Raw genomic sequence first — 15785 nt, 5'->3', positions numbered from 1 at the left:
GGCGCGCAGGAGTCGACCAAATGGGACCCGCGACATGCCCGGGGTGCTGGGGAGCGCTGGTCGCGGGGTCCGAATGGTGGCCTCGCTTCGCGGGAGGCAGCAATTCGGGACCCGTGAAGGCAGTGACGATCGGATGCCGGTGGCGAGAGCTCCGTGCCCCGCTTCGCGGCTCAGCGCCGCGCTGACGCGATGAGCTCCTGCAGTCGGGCCACGTGCGCGGCAGCCACGCGGTCGCGAGCGTAGGCGATGGCTCCGGCGCGCGGGGCGTCCAGCAGGGTGCGATCGGCCTCCAGCCGCAGGAGCAGGGCCGCCAGGCCCTCGGCATCCGGCGTCGGCGTGCCGAGCGCGGCGTCGCCGAACTCCGTCGCCAGCACCGGATCGCTGACGATCACCGGACGGCCGTGCGCGAAGGCCTCGAGCGCCACCATCGGCTGGTTGTCGAAGCCCAGCGAGGTGATGAGCGCGGCATCCGCGGCATCCATCAGCTCCGCCACGCGCTCACCGGGGACCGGACCGTGGAACGTGACACCTGGTACCGGCCGGTGCGTTCCGCCGGCCACGTCCAGGTGCACGCGACCCTCGCCGAGACGGGCGACGACGGCGCGCATGGCGTCCAGCGCGACGTCCACGCGCTTCTCCGGCGCGAAGCGCGCCACCCACAGCAGCCGCAGCGGCCCGTCCGTGCGCGCGGGCGCGATGGCCAGCGGTTGCGCCACGTTCGAGAACGCCTCCACGCGGCCGGCGCCCGCCTTCCGCAGCGCCTCGGCCTGATGGCGAGAGGGGGAGAGCACGATGTCGGCGCGCTGCGCGATGCGCAGCGTCATGGTGCGCAGGGCGTTGTTCAGCGGGTGACTGCCGGTGTACCGATCGCCGCCGCGGATGCCGGTGAGCGCGGAGTGCACGCGGGAGACCACCGGCGCGAAGGGGGCGAGCGCCGCCGGTGCGCGCCAGAAGAAGGTGTGCACGGTGTGCAGCACGGGGATGCCGAGCCGCTTGCCCACGGCGAGAGCGGCGGATGCCAGTGCGAACTCGGAGTGCACGATGATGGCGCCCACGTCGTGCCTGCGCACGGTCGCCGCCACCAGAGGCTCCAGATCGCGCGCCCTGCCCAGCAGCGGAAGGTCCAGCACGGGGATCTTCCCGCGCTGCGGCGGGGCCACGGTCACGATGCCCGGGGCGGTCAGCTCACCGGCATCCGGCGCCAGCACCACCACCGGCACGCCCTCGGACGCCAGCGCCTGCGCCTGCCGAACGAATGCGGTCTGCGCCCCGCCCAGATAGGCCAGCGAATAATCGCACACCAGCAGGACGGCAGAAGCGGATCGCATGCCTGCGAGTCTATTCGCGGGCCCCTCGGCGGTTCTTCGATCCTGTCCAGGAAATCGGGTGGTGCCGGGCATTCGTTCGCCTTCAGTGAAAGTCCCCCTTCAGGGGGATACGGATGTCGGAGCTTCGTGGCACTCTGTCAGGTGGCCCTCTGTCGGCCCCGATCCCAAAAGGAAGTCCGCCTGTGCTGGGAAAACTCCTCGTCCGCTATCTCGCCAGATACAAATGGCTGCTGCTGGTCATCGTCGTGCTGCAGTTCGCCAGTGTCATGGCGTCGCTCAACCTGCCTCAGCTGAACGCCGACATCATCAACAACGGTGTCGCCAAGGCCGACATCGGCTACATCTGGAGCCACGGCGGCCTCATGCTGCTGGTCTCGCTGGGCCAGATCCTCGCATCGATCTTCGCGACCTTCTTCGCAGCCCGCATGGCCATGGCCGCCGGTCGCGACATCCGCGCCGACGTGTTCGCGCGCGTGAGCGGATTCTCCGAGCGTGAGGTCGCGCAGTTCGGCGCCGGCTCGCTGATCACCCGCAACACCAACGACGTGCAGCAGGTGCAGATGCTGGCCATGATGGGCGCGACGATGTTCGTCACCGCCCCGCTGCTGGCGATCGGCGGCATCATTATGGCCGTGCGCCAGGATGTCGGGCTCAGTTGGCTGATCGCCGTCTCGGTGCCCGCGCTGCTGATCATCGCGGTGCTGATCATCGGCCGCATGGTGCCGCTGTTCCGCGCCAACCAGCGCAAGCTCGATGCCGTCAACAGCATCATGCGCGAGCAGCTCACCGGCGTGCGCGTGGTCCGTGCCTTCGTGCGCGAGCGCATCGAGGAGCGCCGCTTCCGCGAGGTCAACACCGACCTGATGGTGCTCGGCCGCAACATCGGCTCGCTGTTCGTGCTGATGTTCCCGCTGTTCATGCTGGTGCTCAACGTCACCGTCGTGGCCGTGATCTGGTTCGGCGGGCTGGAGATCAACGCCGGCAACGCCGAGGTCGGCACGATCTTCGCGTTCATGCAGTACATCGGCCAGATCATGATGGGCATCATCATGTCCAGCTTCATGGCCATGATGATCCCGCGTGCGGCCGTGTCGGCCGAGCGCGTGGGCGAGGTGCTGGATGCCGAGTCCTCCATGACCCGCCCCGAGAACGGCATCGCCGAGTTCCCGGCTCCTGGCGCCGTGAAGTTCGAGAACGTCGAGTTCACCTACCCGGGCGCCGAGGTGCCGGTGCTCACCGACATCAGCTTCCACGCCGCGCCCGGCGAGACCGTCGCCATCATCGGCTCGACGGGCTCCGGCAAGACCACGCTGGTCTCGCTGATCCCGCGGCTGTTCGACGTGACCGGCGGTGCGGTGAGCATCGGTGGCGTCGACGTGCGCGAAGCCGACCTCGACCGCCTGTGGCAGGGCATCGGCCTGATCCCGCAGCGTCCGTTCCTGTTCGCAGGCACCGTGGCATCCAACCTGCGCTACGGACGCGAGGAGGCCACCGACGAGGAGCTCTGGAAGGCCCTCGAGATCGCCCAGGGCCGTGACTTCGTCGAGGAGATGCCCGAGCAGCTCGAGTCTCATATCTCCCAGGGCGGCACCAACGTCTCCGGCGGTCAGCGTCAGCGCCTGGCCATCGCCCGCGCCATCGTGCACCAGCCGCGGATCCTCGTCTTCGACGACTCGTTCTCGGCGCTGGACCTCACGACGGATGCCCGACTGCGGCAGGCGCTGTGGCGTGAACTGCCCGACGTGACCAAGATCGTCGTCGCGCAGCGCGTGTCGACCATCACGGATGCCGATCGCATCGTCGTCCTCGATGACGGGAAGGTGGTGGGCGTCGGCACGCACGACGAGCTGCTGGCCTCCAACGAGACCTACAAGGAGATCGTCGTGTCGCAGCTGGGGGTGGACGCATGAGCCCGCAGGCCGAGTCCGGAACCAGGGGTCCCGTGGAGATGACCGAGGCCGAGCGCGAAGAAGCCGAACAGGCCGAGAAGGCGCGCCAGCACGGCGGCGGCATGTTCAGCGGCCCCGCACCCGGCAAGGCCGACCACTTCGGGCCCAGCTTCCGCCGCATGATCGGGCTGCTCAAGCCCTCGGCCTGGTGGTTCGTCTTCGTGTCGGTGCTCGGCGCGATCGGCGTCGTGCTCTCGGTGGCGGCTCCGAAGATCCTGGGACGGGCGACCGACATCGTCTACGAGGGCTTCATCTCGAAGACCCTCGGCGAGGGCGACCACCCGTTCCCGCAGGGCACGACCAGCGAGCAGGTCGTCGAGGCGCTGCGCCAGGCGAAGCAGGGCACCTTCGCCGACATGGTCGCCGCGATGGACCCCTTCAAGGTCGGCGACGGCGTGGACTTCGAAGCGCTGCGCTGGATCATCGTGGCGGTGCTCGGCATCTACGTCGTCTCGTCGATCCTCAGCTGGCTGCAGGGCTACGTGATCAACGTGATCATGGTGCGCACCATGTGGCGGCTGCGCGAGGACGTCGAGGCGAAGATCAACCGCCTGCCGCTGTCGTACTTCGACAAGGTGCAGCGCGGCGAGCTCATCTCGCGCGTGACCAACGACATCGACAACATCACGCAGACCATGCAGCAGTCGCTCTCGGGTGCGCTGACCAGCGTGCTGACCGTGGTGGGCGTGCTGGTCATGATGTTCTCCATCTCGTGGCAGCTGGCACTGGTGGCGCTGATCTCACTGCCGCTGATGGGCGTCATCTTCGGCGTGATCGGCCCTCGCTCGCAGAAGGCCTTCGGCATCCAGTGGCGCAAGGTCGGCCGTCTGAACGCCCGCGTCGAGGAGGCCTTCTCGGGCCACGCCCTGGTCAAGGTGTTCGGTCGCGAGCAGGACGCCCTCGACGGCTTCCAGGCCGAGAACGAGGAGCTGTTCCAGGCCAGCTTCAAGGCGCAGTTCCTGTCGGGCATCATCATGCCCGCCATGACCTTCATCGGGAACCTGCAGTACGTCGGCATCGCCGTGCTGGGCGGACTGATGGTGGCGAACGGCGGCCTGAAGCTCGGCGACGTGCAGGCGTTCATCCAGTACTCGCAGCAGTTCAGCCAGCCGCTCAGCGAGCTGGGCGGCATGGCCGCCGTCGTGCAGTCCGGCACGGCATCCGCGGAGCGCGTCTTCGACTTCCTGGATGCCGACGAGCAGGACCCCGACGACGAGGACGCCCCCACCGTGGACGGCGGCAAGGGCGTCATCGAGTTCGACCACGTGGCGTTCTCGTACAGCGAGGACCGTCCGCTGATCACCGACCTGTCGTTCCGGGTTGAGCCAGGGCAGACCGTCGCGATCGTCGGACCGACCGGCGCGGGAAAGACCACGCTGGTCAACCTGATCATGCGCTTCTACGAGCTGGGCTCCGGCCGCATCCTGCTGGACGGGCAGGACATCGCCGAGATGGCCCGCCCCGACCTGCGCAGCCGCACCGGCATGGTGCTGCAGGACCCGTGGCTGTTCGGCGGCACGATCCGCGAGAACATCCGGTACGGCAAGGAGGACGCCACCGACGAGCAGATCATGGCGGCCGCCGAGGCGACCTACGTCGACAGGTTCGTGCACTCCCTGCCCGAGGGCTACGACACGGTGCTCGACGAGGAGGCGTCCAACGTCTCCGCCGGTGAGCGCCAGCTGATCACGATCGCCCGCGCGTTCGTGGCGCAGCCGTCGATCCTCATCCTCGACGAGGCCACCAGCGCCGTCGACACCCGTACCGAGCTGCTGCTGCAGCACGCCATGGCGGCGCTGCGCCAGGGGCGCACCTCGTTCGTGATCGCGCATCGTCTGTCGACGATCCGCGATGCCGACCTGATCCTGGTGATGGAGCACGGCGACATCGTCGAGCAGGGCGACCACGACGAGCTGATCGCCAAGCAGGGCGCGTACTGGCGGCTGTACCAGTCGCAGTTCGAGCAGGCCGCCGCCGACATCGACGCGGAGGACGCCCTCACCGGCTCGACGCCGATCATCGTCACCGGAGAGGCGGAGGCCGAAGAGGCGATCGCCGAGTCGGCGGATGCCGCGCAGCTGGCCGAGGCCGTCCGCGAGGCCGAGTCCACGGCATCGGATCCCGGTCGGGCCTGATCACACCCCGAAGGCGCCCACTCGCAAGAGTGGGCGCCTTCGGGGTGCGGGCGACTGGCATCGTGTCCTCGTGGGGCCCGAATGGTGGCCTCTGCGCGTACGAGGCCGCCATATGGGACCCGCGACCCTCCCGGGCCGCAGGGGCGTGTTCTCCGCGGGGTCTGAATGGCTGCCTGGCTGCGGGGGAGGCCGCCAGATGGGGCTCGCGAATCGCGCGGACGCACCGGCCTCAGCGCTTGTCGAGGCCGAACAGCTCCAGCGGATGCGTCAACCGCCACCAGACGGTCGGCTCGGCAAGCGTCTTGGACAGCGATACGCGGGTCTTCACGGTGTTGATCGGGCCCTTCGCATCGAGGGAACCGGCCTTCGCCCCGGCCTTCATCGATGCCCCCAGCTCCAGCGTCGTGGTCGCGGTCGCCGTTGCGCCGTTCCACAGCACGACCCTCGTGTCGTCGTCCGTCACGATGTCGCTCTTCGCGCCCCACGGGGTCTCGACGCTCCCGACGACGGTGCCCTTCGGCACGGCCACCGGCTGATCGGTGAGCGACTTCTCCACCTCGGCCAGCAGCGACCGTGTGACGGCGAGGCGATCGCCGTTGCTGTTCTGCCCGAGCACCGATGCGAACAGGCGCACGGTGGTGCCGTTCACGGTCACGTCCTTGGCGGTGAGCAGGTTCCAGTGCGTGAGGGTGCCGGTCTTGATGCCGACCACTCCGGGGTCGTCGAGCATCTGGTTCGTGTTGGTGACCGTGCCCACGCCGGGGATCTCCGCCGAGCGGGTGCTGACGATCTCCACGAACACCGGGTTGCGCATCGCGACCTCGCCCAGCCGCAGCAGCGCCTCGGGTGAGGAGACGTTGTCCCTGTCGAAGCCGGACGGACTGTCCAAGGTCATTCCCTCGATGCCCTTGCTGCGCAGCCAGGCCGCCGAGGCATCGGCGAAGCCGCGCTCCGAGCCCCAGATCTCACGGGCGAGGCGGTCGATGTAGTTGTTGGCCGAGCCCAGCAGCACACCCTGCAGCATCTGATACTCGGTCAGGCTGCCGCCCACCGGCACGTCCAGCGACGACTGGTTCTGGCGACGGTACTGCTGGAAATCGCGCTGATCCGCGCGGGTGAACTGGTAGCTGGGGCCCTGCTCACCGACCTTCAGCGGCAGCTTCTCCAGGACCATCGAGACCGTGGCGACCTTGGTGATGCTGGCGATCTCATCGCGCTCGGTGGTGGAGGCGAGCGGTGTCATGCCCTGCACGGAGACCGACGCGCTGCCCCTGCCGGGCCAGGAGACCGTGGCCGCCGGTGCCGGCGCGATCTCCACCGGCGCGGACTGCACCGTCGGCGGGACGTTGCCCAACGGCACCAGCAGCGTGCCGCCGACGTAGGTCGCGCACATCCCCGCCATCACGATGATGGGGACGAGCAGCCGGATGCGGCGGCCGGCTGCAGGCAGATGGACGCCGTCGAACAGTGACGGCGGGGAGTCGTCGGCAACTGTCGGCGGGGCGGTGATCGTCTGCGGGTCGAGCCAGGTCAGTGCGGTGGTCGGATGCTCGGCATCCGCCCAGCTCGTGACCGACTCCGCCTCCGGCACCGGCTCGACGCCCGCGGTGAGGCCGCTGAGGAAGTCGGGCTCCGTCTCGGCGGGCGTCTGCGCTGCGGTCAGCTCGTCCAGCGGCACCGGCCGGGTCACGACCTCCGTGGCGGCGTCCGTCGCCGTCGCGCCCGCCGTCGCGCCCGTCTCGGGGGCGACGAGAGTGGCGGCGTCGGCTCCGGCTCCTGAGTCGTCGCCGCGGCCCGGGCGCTCGCGCAGTGAACGGCGCGTCGGAGGGCGCGTGGAGTCGGGGGGGGGACGGTCACGCGATACACGCTATCAACCGATCCCCGACGCGACTAAGATCGAAGGCACAACCACGGGAGTCCGGTGTGCCGGGCTGAGAGGAAGCGAACCGCGCTTCGACCGTCGAACCTGATCCGGATCATGCCGGCGCAGGGAGGAGTTCTGATGAGTGCATCCACGTCCACATCCACCGCGGCTGCGGCCGCCACTGCCACCACCCGCTGGAACTGGCGCGTCGTCGACATCGTCGTGGCCGCCGTGCTCGGCGTCGCCATCGGCCTGGTCTTCTGGGGCTGGAACGCCGTCGGCGGCGCCTGGTTCTCGGCCGCCGACGCGCTGACGCCCGGTCTCGGCGGCATCGCCGTCGGCATCTGGCTGATCGGCGGCGTGGTCGGGGGCCTGGTCATCCGCAAGCCCGGTGCGGCCTTCGTCGTCGAGGTCGTCGCGGCCATCATCTCGATGCTCATCGGCAACGTCTGGGGCGTCTCCACGGTGCTGTCCGGCATCGTGCAGGGCTTGGGCGCCGAGCTGGTCTTCGCGCTGCTCCTGTACCGCCGGTTCACCCTGCCGGTGGCCATGCTGGCCGGTGTCGGCGCGGGGGCCGCGGCCTGGATCTTCGAGATGTTCTACGGCTCGTCGCCGAACTTCCTGAAGTCGTTCGAGTTCAACGCCATCTACCTGGGAACCCTCGCCGTCTCCGGCGCGCTGCTGGCCGGCCTGGTGGGCTGGCTGCTGGTGCGCGCCCTCGCGACGACCGGCGCCCTGAGCAGGTTCGCGGCCGGGCGGGAAGCACGCCAGGAGGTCTGAGCATGGCCGCTCCTGCTCGCGTCACCGCGAACGGGTGGGGCTGGCGCTACGCCGGGCGCAGGCTGCCCGCCGTCAGCGACGTGTCGTTCACGATCGAACCCGGCGAACGGGTGCTGCTGCTCGGCGCATCGGGGGCGGGCAAGTCCACGCTGTTGGCGGGGCTGGCCGGCGTCCTGGGCGATGCCGACGAAGGCGAGCGCACCGGTTCGCTGCTCGTCGACGGGTCGGCCCCCGAGTCCCGGCGCGGCGCCATCGGGCTGGTCCTGCAGGACCCGGATGCCGGTGTCGTGCTCTCCAAGGTGGGCGACGACATCGCCTTCGGATGCGAGAACCTCGGCGTCCCGGCATCCGAGATCCCCTCCCGCGTGGCCGCGGCGCTCGACGAGGTGGGCCTGGACGTGCCGCTGGACCGACCGACCAAGGAGCTCTCCGGAGGGCAGAAGCAGCGCCTGTCGCTGGCGGGGGTCCTGGCGATGCGCCCCGGGCTGCTGCTGCTGGACGAGCCGACCGCCAACCTCGATCCGACGGGCGTCCGCGAGGTGCGCGAGAGCGTCGGCCGCATTCTCGAGGACACCGGCGCCACACTGGTCGTGGTCGAGCATCGCACCGAGATCTGGGCCGACGTGCTCACTCGCGTGATCGTGCTGGCCGCCGACGGCGGTCTGCTGGCCGACGGCACCCCGTCCGAGGTGTTCGGACGTCACGGTGACGAGCTGGCGGATGCCGGCGTGTGGGTTCCCGGGCGCAGCATCCCCCTTCCCCTGCTCGAGTCGGCGGATGCCGGGACGGATGCCGTTCTCACGACGCGGCACCTCGCGGTCTCCCGCGACCGCCGCACGGTCGTGCAGGCAGGACTCGACCTGCGGATGCCGCGCGGCGCGGCGACGGTGCTCACGGGCCCGAACGGAGCAGGCAAGTCCACGCTCGCGCTCACGCTGGCCGGGCTCCTGCCCGAACTGCGCGGCGCCGTGACCTCGGCGACTGACCTGGCCGGGCGCTCGGGCGTGCGCCCCTCGAAGTGGGCGTCGCGCGAGCTGCTCACCCGCATCGGCACGGTGTTCCAGGAGCCCGAGCATCAGTTCCTGGCGCGCACCCTGCGAGACGAGCTGGCGGTGGGGCCGCGCGCGCTGGGCAAGACCGAGGCCGAGGCGAACGCCATCGCCGACGACCTGCTGGAGCGACTGCAGCTGGCGCCGCTGGCCCTGGCCAACCCGTTCACGCTCAGCGGCGGGCAGAAGCGGCGGCTCTCGGTGGCCACGGTGCTGGCATCCGCTCCGCAGGTGATCGTGCTCGACGAGCCCACCTTCGGGCAGGACCGGCGCGGCTGGATCGGCATCGTCGAGCTGCTGCAGGAGGAGATCGCCGCCGGTCGCACGATCGTCGCCGTCAGCCATGACGACGCGGTGGTGCGCCATCTCGGCGGGCAGCGGCTCGAGCTCGAGACGGTCGTGGCACGATGACCGCCGTACTGACGGAGACCAGGAGGGCCTGGCTCGACGGGGTGAACCCGGTGACGAGGATCGTGATGGCACTGCTGCTGTCGATCCCGCTGTTCGCGTCGATCGATCCGGTCAGCGCCGTGGTCGCCATCGGTCTTCAGGCGCTGTGCCTGCCGCTGACCGGGCTGCGCGTGCGCACCGTGCTGCTGCGGATGCTGCCCATCGTGATCTTCTCGCCGCTGGCCGGCATCAGCATGCTGCTGTACGCCAAGCCCGAGGGCGCCGTGTACTGGCAGTTCGGGGTGGCGACGGTCAGCGACGGCTCGATCGCCCTGGCCCTCTCGGTCACCCTGCGCGTGATCGCGCTGGGCCTGCCCGCGATCCTGCTGTTCGGCCGCACCGATCCCACCGAGCTCGGCGACGCGCTCGCGCAGGTCGCGCACCTGCCCAGCCGATTCGTGCTGGGGGTGCTGGCGGGAACGCGGATGCTGGGACTGTTCCTCGACGACTGGCGCACCATGACCCTGGCCCGTCGCGCGCGTGGCGTCGGCGACCGCGGTGCGATCCGGCGGTTCTTCTCGATGGCGTTCGTGCTGCTGGTGTTCGCCGTGCGCCGCGGCACCAAGCTGGCCATGGCCATGGAGGCGCGCGGTTTCGGCTCGGGCATCCCGCGCACCTGGTCCAGACCCTCCCGGCTGCACCCGCGCGATGCGGTGGCGCTGCTGGGCGCCGCGGCGATCATGGTGCTGGCGATCGCGGCGGCCGTCGCCACGGGAGCCTTCCGGTTCGTCTGGAGCTGATCGGACTACTCTGGCGGCACCGACCGGAGAGGATGCCGATGATGCGCCAGCGCGTGCTCGATCTGCTCTTCCTCATCGGCGTGGTCGTGAAGGGCATCGACGGGCTGGTCGAGCTGATCGGAGGCGCCGCGCTGCTGATCCTGTCGCCGCAGGCCATCCAGCATCTGGCGTTCCGCCTCACCGCGGAGGAGCTGGCCGAGGACCCGAACGACTTCCTCGCCAACCTCATCGTCCGCGGCGCCACCCATCTCGCGCCGCAGGCCGCCGGGTTCCTGGCCGCCTACCTCCTGCTGCACGGCGTGATCAAGCTCGCGATCGTGCTGGCGCTGCTGCGCGGCTCGCGCCGCATCTACCCCTGGGCGATCGGGGCACTGGCGCTGTTCCTGATCTTCCAGGTGTACGAGCTGTTCGTCTCGCCCTCGGTGATGATCGTCGTGCTGACAGTGCTTGACGCCCTGATCATCGCACTCACGTGGCGCGAGTGGCATGAGGGGCGCACGCTGCGCGAGACCGCGCGCGGCACGATCGACTGGGTGCTGCGACGGAGCGTCTGATGCTCACTCGCCGAGCATCTGCTTCAGGATGGGCTCGAGCACGACGGCGTGGTTGTGCTCAGTGTCGTTCACGGCGTAGACGAGGGTGACGACGGGATGCTTGCGCAGTTCATCGACGAGCTCCGCCAGCGCCTGCGCGTCCTCGTTCTCGAGCTCGGCGCGGTAGCGCGCGGCGTTCGTGGCGAAGTCGGCATCCGGTGCATGCCATTCGTGGCGCAGCTCGGTGCTGGGGGCGATGCCCTTGGCCCACAGGTCGATGGCCGCGCGCTCCTTCGAGACGCCTCGGGGCCACAGCCGGTCGATGAGAACACGGAACCCGTCTTCGGCTGAGGCGTTGTCGTAGGCTCGTTTCCGACGAAGTTCCATAGCTTCAGCATCCACCTCTGCTTCCGATCCCGCTAGTTGCGAAACTCAGAACCACGTATGCTGAGACTCAGTCGCAACGTCGGTGCGATGCGCCGACGGGTGCAGTGCCGTTCGAAGGAGAACACATGCAGATCACGGGACAGGGCGCCCTCATCACAGGCGGCGCCAGCGGCCTGGGCCTCGCCACCGCGCGCCGGCTGGCCGCGGCAGGTGCGCAGGTCACGATCATCGACCTCCCCACCTCCGCGGGCGAGGAGATCGCCGCAGAGCTGGGCGGGCTGTTCGCCCCCGCCGACGTCACCAGCGTCGACCAGGTGGCCGCGGCCGTGGCATCCGCCGGTGCGATCGCGCCGCTGCGCGTGGTCGTCAACTGCGCGGGCATCGCGCCGCCCGCCAAGGTGCTCGACCGCGAGGGCAACCCGACCGACCTGGCCGCGTTCGAGCGGATCATCCGCATCAATCTCATCGGCACGTTCAACGTCATCTCCCAGGCATCCGCCGTGATGGCGCAGCAGGAGCCGACGGAGGGAGGCGATCGCGGCGTGATCGTCTCGACCGCCAGTGTTGCAGCCTTCGACGGGCAGATCGGCCAGCCGGCGTACTCGGCGTCGAAGGGCGGCGTGCACGCCATGACGCTGCCGATCGCCCGCGAGCTGGCGCGCTACGGCATCCGCGTGTGCACCATCGCTCCGGGCATCATGGAGACGCCGATGCTGGCGGGGCTCCCGCAGGCCGCGCAGGACTCGCTGGGCACCCAGGTGCCCTACCCGTCGCGGCTGGGCAGGCCCGACGAGTACGCCGCGCTGGTGGAGCACATCGTCGCCAACGGCTACCTGAACGGCGAGACCATCCGCCTCGACGGTGCCATCCGCATGGCCCCGAAGTGACCACTCGCCGGTGACCGGACCGAACCTAGGAGAGACCTCATGACCCTGGCTGGAAAGACCATCCTCATGTCGGGCGGCAGCCGCGGCATCGGCCTGGCCATCGCGCTGCGCGCAGCGGCCGACGGCGCGAACGTCGCCATGCTCGCCAAGACCGACACCCCGCATCCCAAGCTCGAGGGCACCGTGCACACCGCCGCCGACGCGATCCGCGCCGCAGGCGGGAAGGCGCTGGCCATCGTGGGCGACGTGCGCAACGACGACGACATCACCGGAGCCGTGCTGAAGACGCAGGGCGAGTTCGGCGGCATCGACATCGTCATCAACAACGCCAGCGTCATCGACCTGTCCCGCTCGGCCGACCTCGCGGCGAAGAAGTACGACCTCATGCAGGACGTCAACGTGCGGGGGACGTTCATGCTGTCCCGCGCGGCCGTTCCGCTGCTGAAGGATGCGCCCAACCCGCACATCCTGTCGCTGTCGCCGCCGCTGAACATCACGCCCAAGTGGCTGGGTGCGCACACCGGCTACACGCTGGCGAAGTACGGCATGACCATGGCCACGCTGGGCCTGGCGGCGGAGTTCGCGGATGCCGGCATCGCCGCCAACACGCTGTGGCCCCGTACCACCATCGCCACCGCCGCCGTGCAGAACCTGCTGGGCGGCGACCGCGTGATGGCTGCCAGCCGCACCGCCGACATCTACGCGGATGCCGCCTACGAGGTGCTCACGACGCCGTCGCGCGAGCGCACCGGCCAGACGCTGATCGTCGAGGACGTGCTGGCGGATGCCAGTGTCACCGACCTGTCGAAGTACGCCGCCGTGCCGGGCACGCCGGACGACCGGCTGTTCCCGGACATCTTCCTGGACTGAGCCGGGATCGGCGCCCGCCGCTCAGAACAGCAGATACACCGAGCCCACGATCGTCAGCACGATCACGAGCCGGTCGAACAGCTGCTGCGGCATCCGCTTGGCGATGCGGATGCCGATCAGCGCGCCGATCACGACGCCCGGAGCCAGCACGAGATCCAGCAGCAGGAGCTGCGGCGTGATCAAGCCGATGCCAGCCAGGAACGGCACCTTCACGATGTTGATGATCGCGAAGAACCACGCGGAGGTGCCCAGGAACACCTTCACCGGCGTGCGCGTGGCCAGGAAGTACATCGACATCACCGGGCCGCCGGAGTTGGCGACCATGGTCGTGAAGCCGGCGAGCGACCCGTAGCCGGCGGCGGCCAGGCGTCCTCCCGCGGCGGTGCGCGATCGCCATCGGCGCCACAGCGTGATGGCGATCATCACCAGCAGGATGGTGGCGATCGTGCGGCGCACGAGGCCGTCGGCCGCGAGGGCGAGGAACGCCGCACCCACCAGCAGTCCGGCGATCACGGCCGGCGCCAGGCGCAGCAGGGTGCGCCAGTCGGCGTGCCGCCGGTAGGCCGTCAGGGCGAACACGTCGCCCACGATGAACAGCAGCAGCATGGCCGCCGTGGAGGTGCGCGCGGGCAGCACGGATGCCAGCAGCACCACCGACACGGTCGACGCACCCGGCACGGCGGTCTTGCCGAGCCCGGCGATCAGCGCACCCAGGGCCAGCAGCGCCCACGCCCAGAGCGGGAGGTCGATCACCCGCGCACAGCCGCCAGCGCCGCCGCGAAGCGGGCGGCGCGAGCCTCGAGGTCGGCCCAGTCGCCGGAGGCGATGGATGCCGAGTTCGCCAGGTCGCCGCCGGCGCCGACCGCCACGGCGCCGGCCGCGAACCAGTCCGCCACGTTGTCGGGCTTCACGCCGCCGGTGGGCATGAGCACGGCATCCGGGAACGGGCCGCGCAGCGCCTTCAGGAACGACGGTCCGCCCAGCGACGCGGGGAAGATCTTCACGACGTCCACGCCGAGCCCCTGCGCGATCATCACCTCGGTGGGCGTCAACGCGCCGGTCATCACCACACGACCCGTGTCGATCATGGCGCGGGTCAGGTCCGGCAGCGTGCCGGGGCTGACCAGGAACGCGGCCCCGGCATCGGCGGCTGCCGCGGCCTGCTCGGGCGTGGTGACGGTGCCCGCGCCGATGTACGCCGCGTCGCCGTGCCGGGCGATGAGCTCGCGGATCACGGCCGGGGCGTCGGGCGTGGAGTACGTCACCTCGATGCCGGGGATGCCGCCGCGGATGATGGCCTCGGCGGCATCCAGCGCCTGCTCGGGGGAGGGCGCACGCAGCACGGCGAGCACGCCGGCGTCGCGAGTGCGGGAGAGGCGGTCGGTCATGGGGGCTCCGTTCGTCCTCTCCATTGTGCTGCCCGTGCGCCCGTGAGGACAAAGCGGGTCGGATGCCGGGCACCCAGGCCGCTCGCGGGCGACACGCCGTACCCTTGACTCATGCCCGCATCCGATAGGACTCCGCCTGCCCGCAGCACGCCCGTGCGCTCCACTCGCGCACCCCAGGTGCGCCCGGCGACGGAGGGGTGGACCCAGAAGAAGGATGCCGAGGGGCGGCCGCTGCTGCAGTTCGCCAGCCCCAAGCGCGGCAAGCCGCCGGTGCACCTGGCCGACATGACGCCCGAGCAGCGCGTGGAGATGGTGAAGGAACTCGGCATGCCCGGCTTCCGCGCCAAGCAGCTCGCCACGCACTACTTCACGCACTACACGTCCGACCCCGCGCTGATGACCGATCTCCCGGCTGAGCAGCGCGAGGAGTTCGTCGCCGGCATGCTGCCCCCGCTGATGACCGAGGTGCGGCGCCTGACGACCGATCGCGGCGACACCATCAAGTTCCTGTGGCGCCTGCACGACGGCGCGCTGGTCGAGTCGGTGCTCATGCGCTACCCGGGCCGCATCACGCTGTGCGTGTCGAGCCAGGCCGGCTGCGGCATGAACTGCCCGTTCTGCGCCACCGGACAGGCGGGCCTGACCCGCAACATGTCCACGGCCGAGATCATCGAGCAGGTCGTGCGCGCCAACCGCGTGATCGCGAACGGCGAGCTGGGCGGCAAGCGCTCCAGCGACCACTCCATGGAGCGCGTGAGCAACATCGTGTTCATGGGCATGGGCGAGCCGCTGGCCAACTACAAGCGCGTGATGGATGCCGTGCGCGTGATGGTCGAGCCGCAGCCGAACGGTCTGGGCATGAGCGCCCGTGGCATCACGGTCTCCACGGTCGGCCTGGTGCCCGCCATCCGCAAGCTCGCCGACGAGCACATCCCGGTGACGTTCGCGCTGTCGCTGCACGCTCCCGACGACCAGTTGCGCGACGAGCTGATCCCGGTCAACTCCCGCTGGAAGGTCGACGAGGCGCTGGATGCCGCGCGCGAGTACTTCGAGAAGACCGGGCGCCGCGTGTCCATCGAGTACGCGCTCATCAAGGACATGAACGACCACGCCTGGCGAGCCGACCTGCTGGCCGAGAAGCTGAACGCCCGCGGCCGCGGCTGGGTGCACGTGAACCCGATCCCGCTGAACCCGACGCCGGGCTCGATCTGGACCGCATCCGAGGTCGACGTGCAGAACGAGTTCGTGCGCAGGCTCAACGATGCCGGCATCCCGACCACCCTGCGCGACACCCGCGGCAAGGAGATCGACGGGGCCTGCGGCCAGCTGGTGGCCACCACCGAGGACGAGGTCGCCGCAGCCGCGATGGCCTGATCCCTGCCTCTCGTTCCTGGGAGCCGTTCGCAGGGATCGTCCGGCGGCTGC

At 70.0% G+C, this 15785-nt stretch carries 14 protein-coding genes and 1 riboswitch; of the genes, 9 read left to right on the top strand and 5 right to left on the bottom strand.

Features of this window, described 5'->3' with window-relative positions; translation table 11 throughout:
* Positions 1 to 170: 170 nt before the first annotated feature.
* Positions 171 to 1328, bottom strand: coding sequence for a glycosyltransferase family 4 protein (locus Q0568_RS04585; protein WP_298862964.1), 1158 nt, complete (start codon positions 1326 to 1328; stop codon positions 171 to 173).
* Between the two features lie 182 nt (positions 1329 to 1510).
* Between Q0568_RS04585 and Q0568_RS04580 the strand changes: the two genes are divergently transcribed.
* Together Q0568_RS04580 and Q0568_RS04575 are read left to right on the top strand one after the other, a co-directional pair.
* A complete protein-coding gene (locus tag Q0568_RS04580) occupies positions 1511 to 3238 on the top strand; it encodes an ABC transporter ATP-binding protein (RefSeq protein ID WP_298862961.1) in 1728 nt (575 codons plus the stop codon).
* Entirely contained in the window at positions 3235 to 5412 is a 2178-nt protein-coding gene (locus Q0568_RS04575; protein WP_298862955.1) for an ABC transporter ATP-binding protein, read from the top strand. The genes Q0568_RS04580 and Q0568_RS04575 overlap by 4 nt, the downstream gene beginning before the upstream one ends.
* 229 nt (positions 5413 to 5641) lie before the next feature.
* Here the strand turns inward: Q0568_RS04575 and Q0568_RS04570 are convergent, their stop codons facing one another.
* Positions 5642 to 7102: a D-alanyl-D-alanine carboxypeptidase gene (locus Q0568_RS04570; RefSeq protein WP_298862952.1), complete on the bottom strand. Its 1461-nt coding sequence runs from the start codon at positions 7100 to 7102 to the stop codon at positions 5642 to 5644.
* Between the two features lie 210 nt (positions 7103 to 7312).
* A riboswitch (TPP riboswitch) is annotated at positions 7313 to 7424 on the top strand.
* Here Q0568_RS04570 and Q0568_RS04565 point away from each other — a divergent pair.
* The 4 genes from Q0568_RS04565 (at position 7415) to Q0568_RS04550 (ending at position 10849) form a co-directional block, all read left to right on the top strand.
* Positions 7415 to 8056: an ECF transporter S component gene (locus Q0568_RS04565; protein WP_298862949.1), complete on the top strand. Its 642-nt coding sequence runs from the start codon at positions 7415 to 7417 to the stop codon at positions 8054 to 8056. (Overlaps the previous riboswitch by 10 nt.)
* 2 nt (positions 8057 to 8058) lie before the next feature.
* The gene (locus Q0568_RS04560) at positions 8059 to 9516 is read left to right on the top strand and encodes an ABC transporter ATP-binding protein (protein WP_298862946.1); all 1458 of its coding nucleotides are present in this window, start codon (positions 8059 to 8061) and stop codon (positions 9514 to 9516) included.
* Positions 9513 to 10295, top strand: coding sequence for an energy-coupling factor transporter transmembrane protein EcfT (locus tag Q0568_RS04555; RefSeq protein WP_298862943.1), 783 nt, complete (start codon positions 9513 to 9515; stop codon positions 10293 to 10295). Before Q0568_RS04560 ends, Q0568_RS04555 begins: the two co-directional genes overlap by 4 nt.
* Positions 10296 to 10333: 38 nt before the next feature.
* Complete coding sequence (locus Q0568_RS04550; protein ID WP_298862939.1) at positions 10334 to 10849, top strand: DUF2127 domain-containing protein; 516 nt, start codon at positions 10334 to 10336, stop codon at positions 10847 to 10849.
* Positions 10850 to 10852: 3 nt separating this feature from the next.
* Here Q0568_RS04550 and Q0568_RS04545 read toward each other — a convergent pair whose 3' ends face one another.
* Positions 10853 to 11215 carry a DUF488 domain-containing protein gene (locus tag Q0568_RS04545; protein ID WP_298862935.1) on the bottom strand — a complete coding sequence of 121 codons (363 nt, stop codon included), beginning with the start codon at positions 11213 to 11215 and terminating at the stop codon, positions 10853 to 10855.
* A gap of 125 nt (positions 11216 to 11340) precedes the next feature.
* Here Q0568_RS04545 and Q0568_RS04540 point away from each other — a divergent pair, with 125 nt between their 5' ends.
* The gene (locus tag Q0568_RS04540) at positions 11341 to 12102 is read left to right on the top strand and encodes an SDR family NAD(P)-dependent oxidoreductase (protein WP_298862932.1); all 762 of its coding nucleotides are present in this window, start codon (positions 11341 to 11343) and stop codon (positions 12100 to 12102) included.
* 39 nt (positions 12103 to 12141) lie between these two features.
* Entirely contained in the window at positions 12142 to 12972 is an 831-nt protein-coding gene (locus Q0568_RS04535) for an NAD(P)-dependent oxidoreductase (protein ID WP_298862929.1), read from the top strand.
* 21 nt (positions 12973 to 12993) lie between these two features.
* On the opposite strand, the gene Q0568_RS04530 is transcribed toward Q0568_RS04535, so the two are convergent.
* Positions 12994 to 13725, bottom strand: a complete 732-nt coding sequence (locus Q0568_RS04530) for a sulfite exporter TauE/SafE family protein (protein WP_298862926.1) — start codon at positions 13723 to 13725, stop codon at positions 12994 to 12996.
* A complete protein-coding gene (locus tag Q0568_RS04525; protein ID WP_298862923.1) occupies positions 13722 to 14360 on the bottom strand; it encodes a bifunctional 4-hydroxy-2-oxoglutarate aldolase/2-dehydro-3-deoxy-phosphogluconate aldolase in 639 nt (212 codons plus the stop codon). Before Q0568_RS04525 ends, Q0568_RS04530 begins: the two co-directional genes overlap by 4 nt.
* Positions 14361 to 14471: 111 nt before the next feature.
* On the opposite strand from Q0568_RS04525, the gene rlmN reads away from it, so the two are divergent.
* Positions 14472 to 15734, top strand: a complete 1263-nt coding sequence (gene rlmN / locus Q0568_RS04520) for a 23S rRNA (adenine(2503)-C(2))-methyltransferase RlmN (protein WP_298862920.1) — start codon at positions 14472 to 14474, stop codon at positions 15732 to 15734.
* The last annotated feature ends 51 nt before the right edge of the window (positions 15735 to 15785 follow it).

It is taken from the genome of uncultured Microbacterium sp., assembly GCF_937927635.1.
In the GTDB taxonomy this organism is placed as follows: Bacteria; Actinomycetota; Actinomycetes; order Actinomycetales; family Microbacteriaceae; genus Microbacterium.
Note: the sequence above shows the minus strand (reverse complement) of the source record. Positions and strands in the feature narration are given on the sequence as shown.

What these genes read in the sequence shown, in the direction of transcription:
- Q0568_RS04585 (WP_298862964.1), bottom strand. Translation starts at nt 1,328, where the DNA reads ATGCGATCCGCTTCTGCCGTCCTGCTGGTGTGCGATTATTCGCTGGCC.
- Q0568_RS04575 (WP_298862955.1), top strand. Translation starts at nt 3,235, where the DNA reads ATGAGCCCGCAGGCCGAGTCCGGAACCAGGGGTCCCGTGGAGATGACC.
- Q0568_RS04565 (WP_298862949.1), top strand. Translation starts at nt 7,415, where the DNA reads ATGAGTGCATCCACGTCCACATCCACCGCGGCTGCGGCCGCCACTGCC.
- Q0568_RS04560 (WP_298862946.1), top strand. Translation starts at nt 8,059, where the DNA reads ATGGCCGCTCCTGCTCGCGTCACCGCGAACGGGTGGGGCTGGCGCTAC.
- Q0568_RS04555 (WP_298862943.1), top strand. Translation starts at nt 9,513, where the DNA reads ATGACCGCCGTACTGACGGAGACCAGGAGGGCCTGGCTCGACGGGGTG.
- Q0568_RS04550 (WP_298862939.1), top strand. Translation starts at nt 10,334, where the DNA reads ATGATGCGCCAGCGCGTGCTCGATCTGCTCTTCCTCATCGGCGTGGTC.
- Q0568_RS04545 (WP_298862935.1), bottom strand. Translation starts at nt 11,215, where the DNA reads ATGGAACTTCGTCGGAAACGAGCCTACGACAACGCCTCAGCCGAAGAC.
- Q0568_RS04540 (WP_298862932.1), top strand. Translation starts at nt 11,341, where the DNA reads ATGCAGATCACGGGACAGGGCGCCCTCATCACAGGCGGCGCCAGCGGC.
- Q0568_RS04535 (WP_298862929.1), top strand. Translation starts at nt 12,142, where the DNA reads ATGACCCTGGCTGGAAAGACCATCCTCATGTCGGGCGGCAGCCGCGGC.
- Q0568_RS04525 (WP_298862923.1), bottom strand. Translation starts at nt 14,360, where the DNA reads ATGACCGACCGCCTCTCCCGCACTCGCGACGCCGGCGTGCTCGCCGTG.
- rlmN (WP_298862920.1), top strand. Translation starts at nt 14,472, where the DNA reads ATGCCCGCATCCGATAGGACTCCGCCTGCCCGCAGCACGCCCGTGCGC.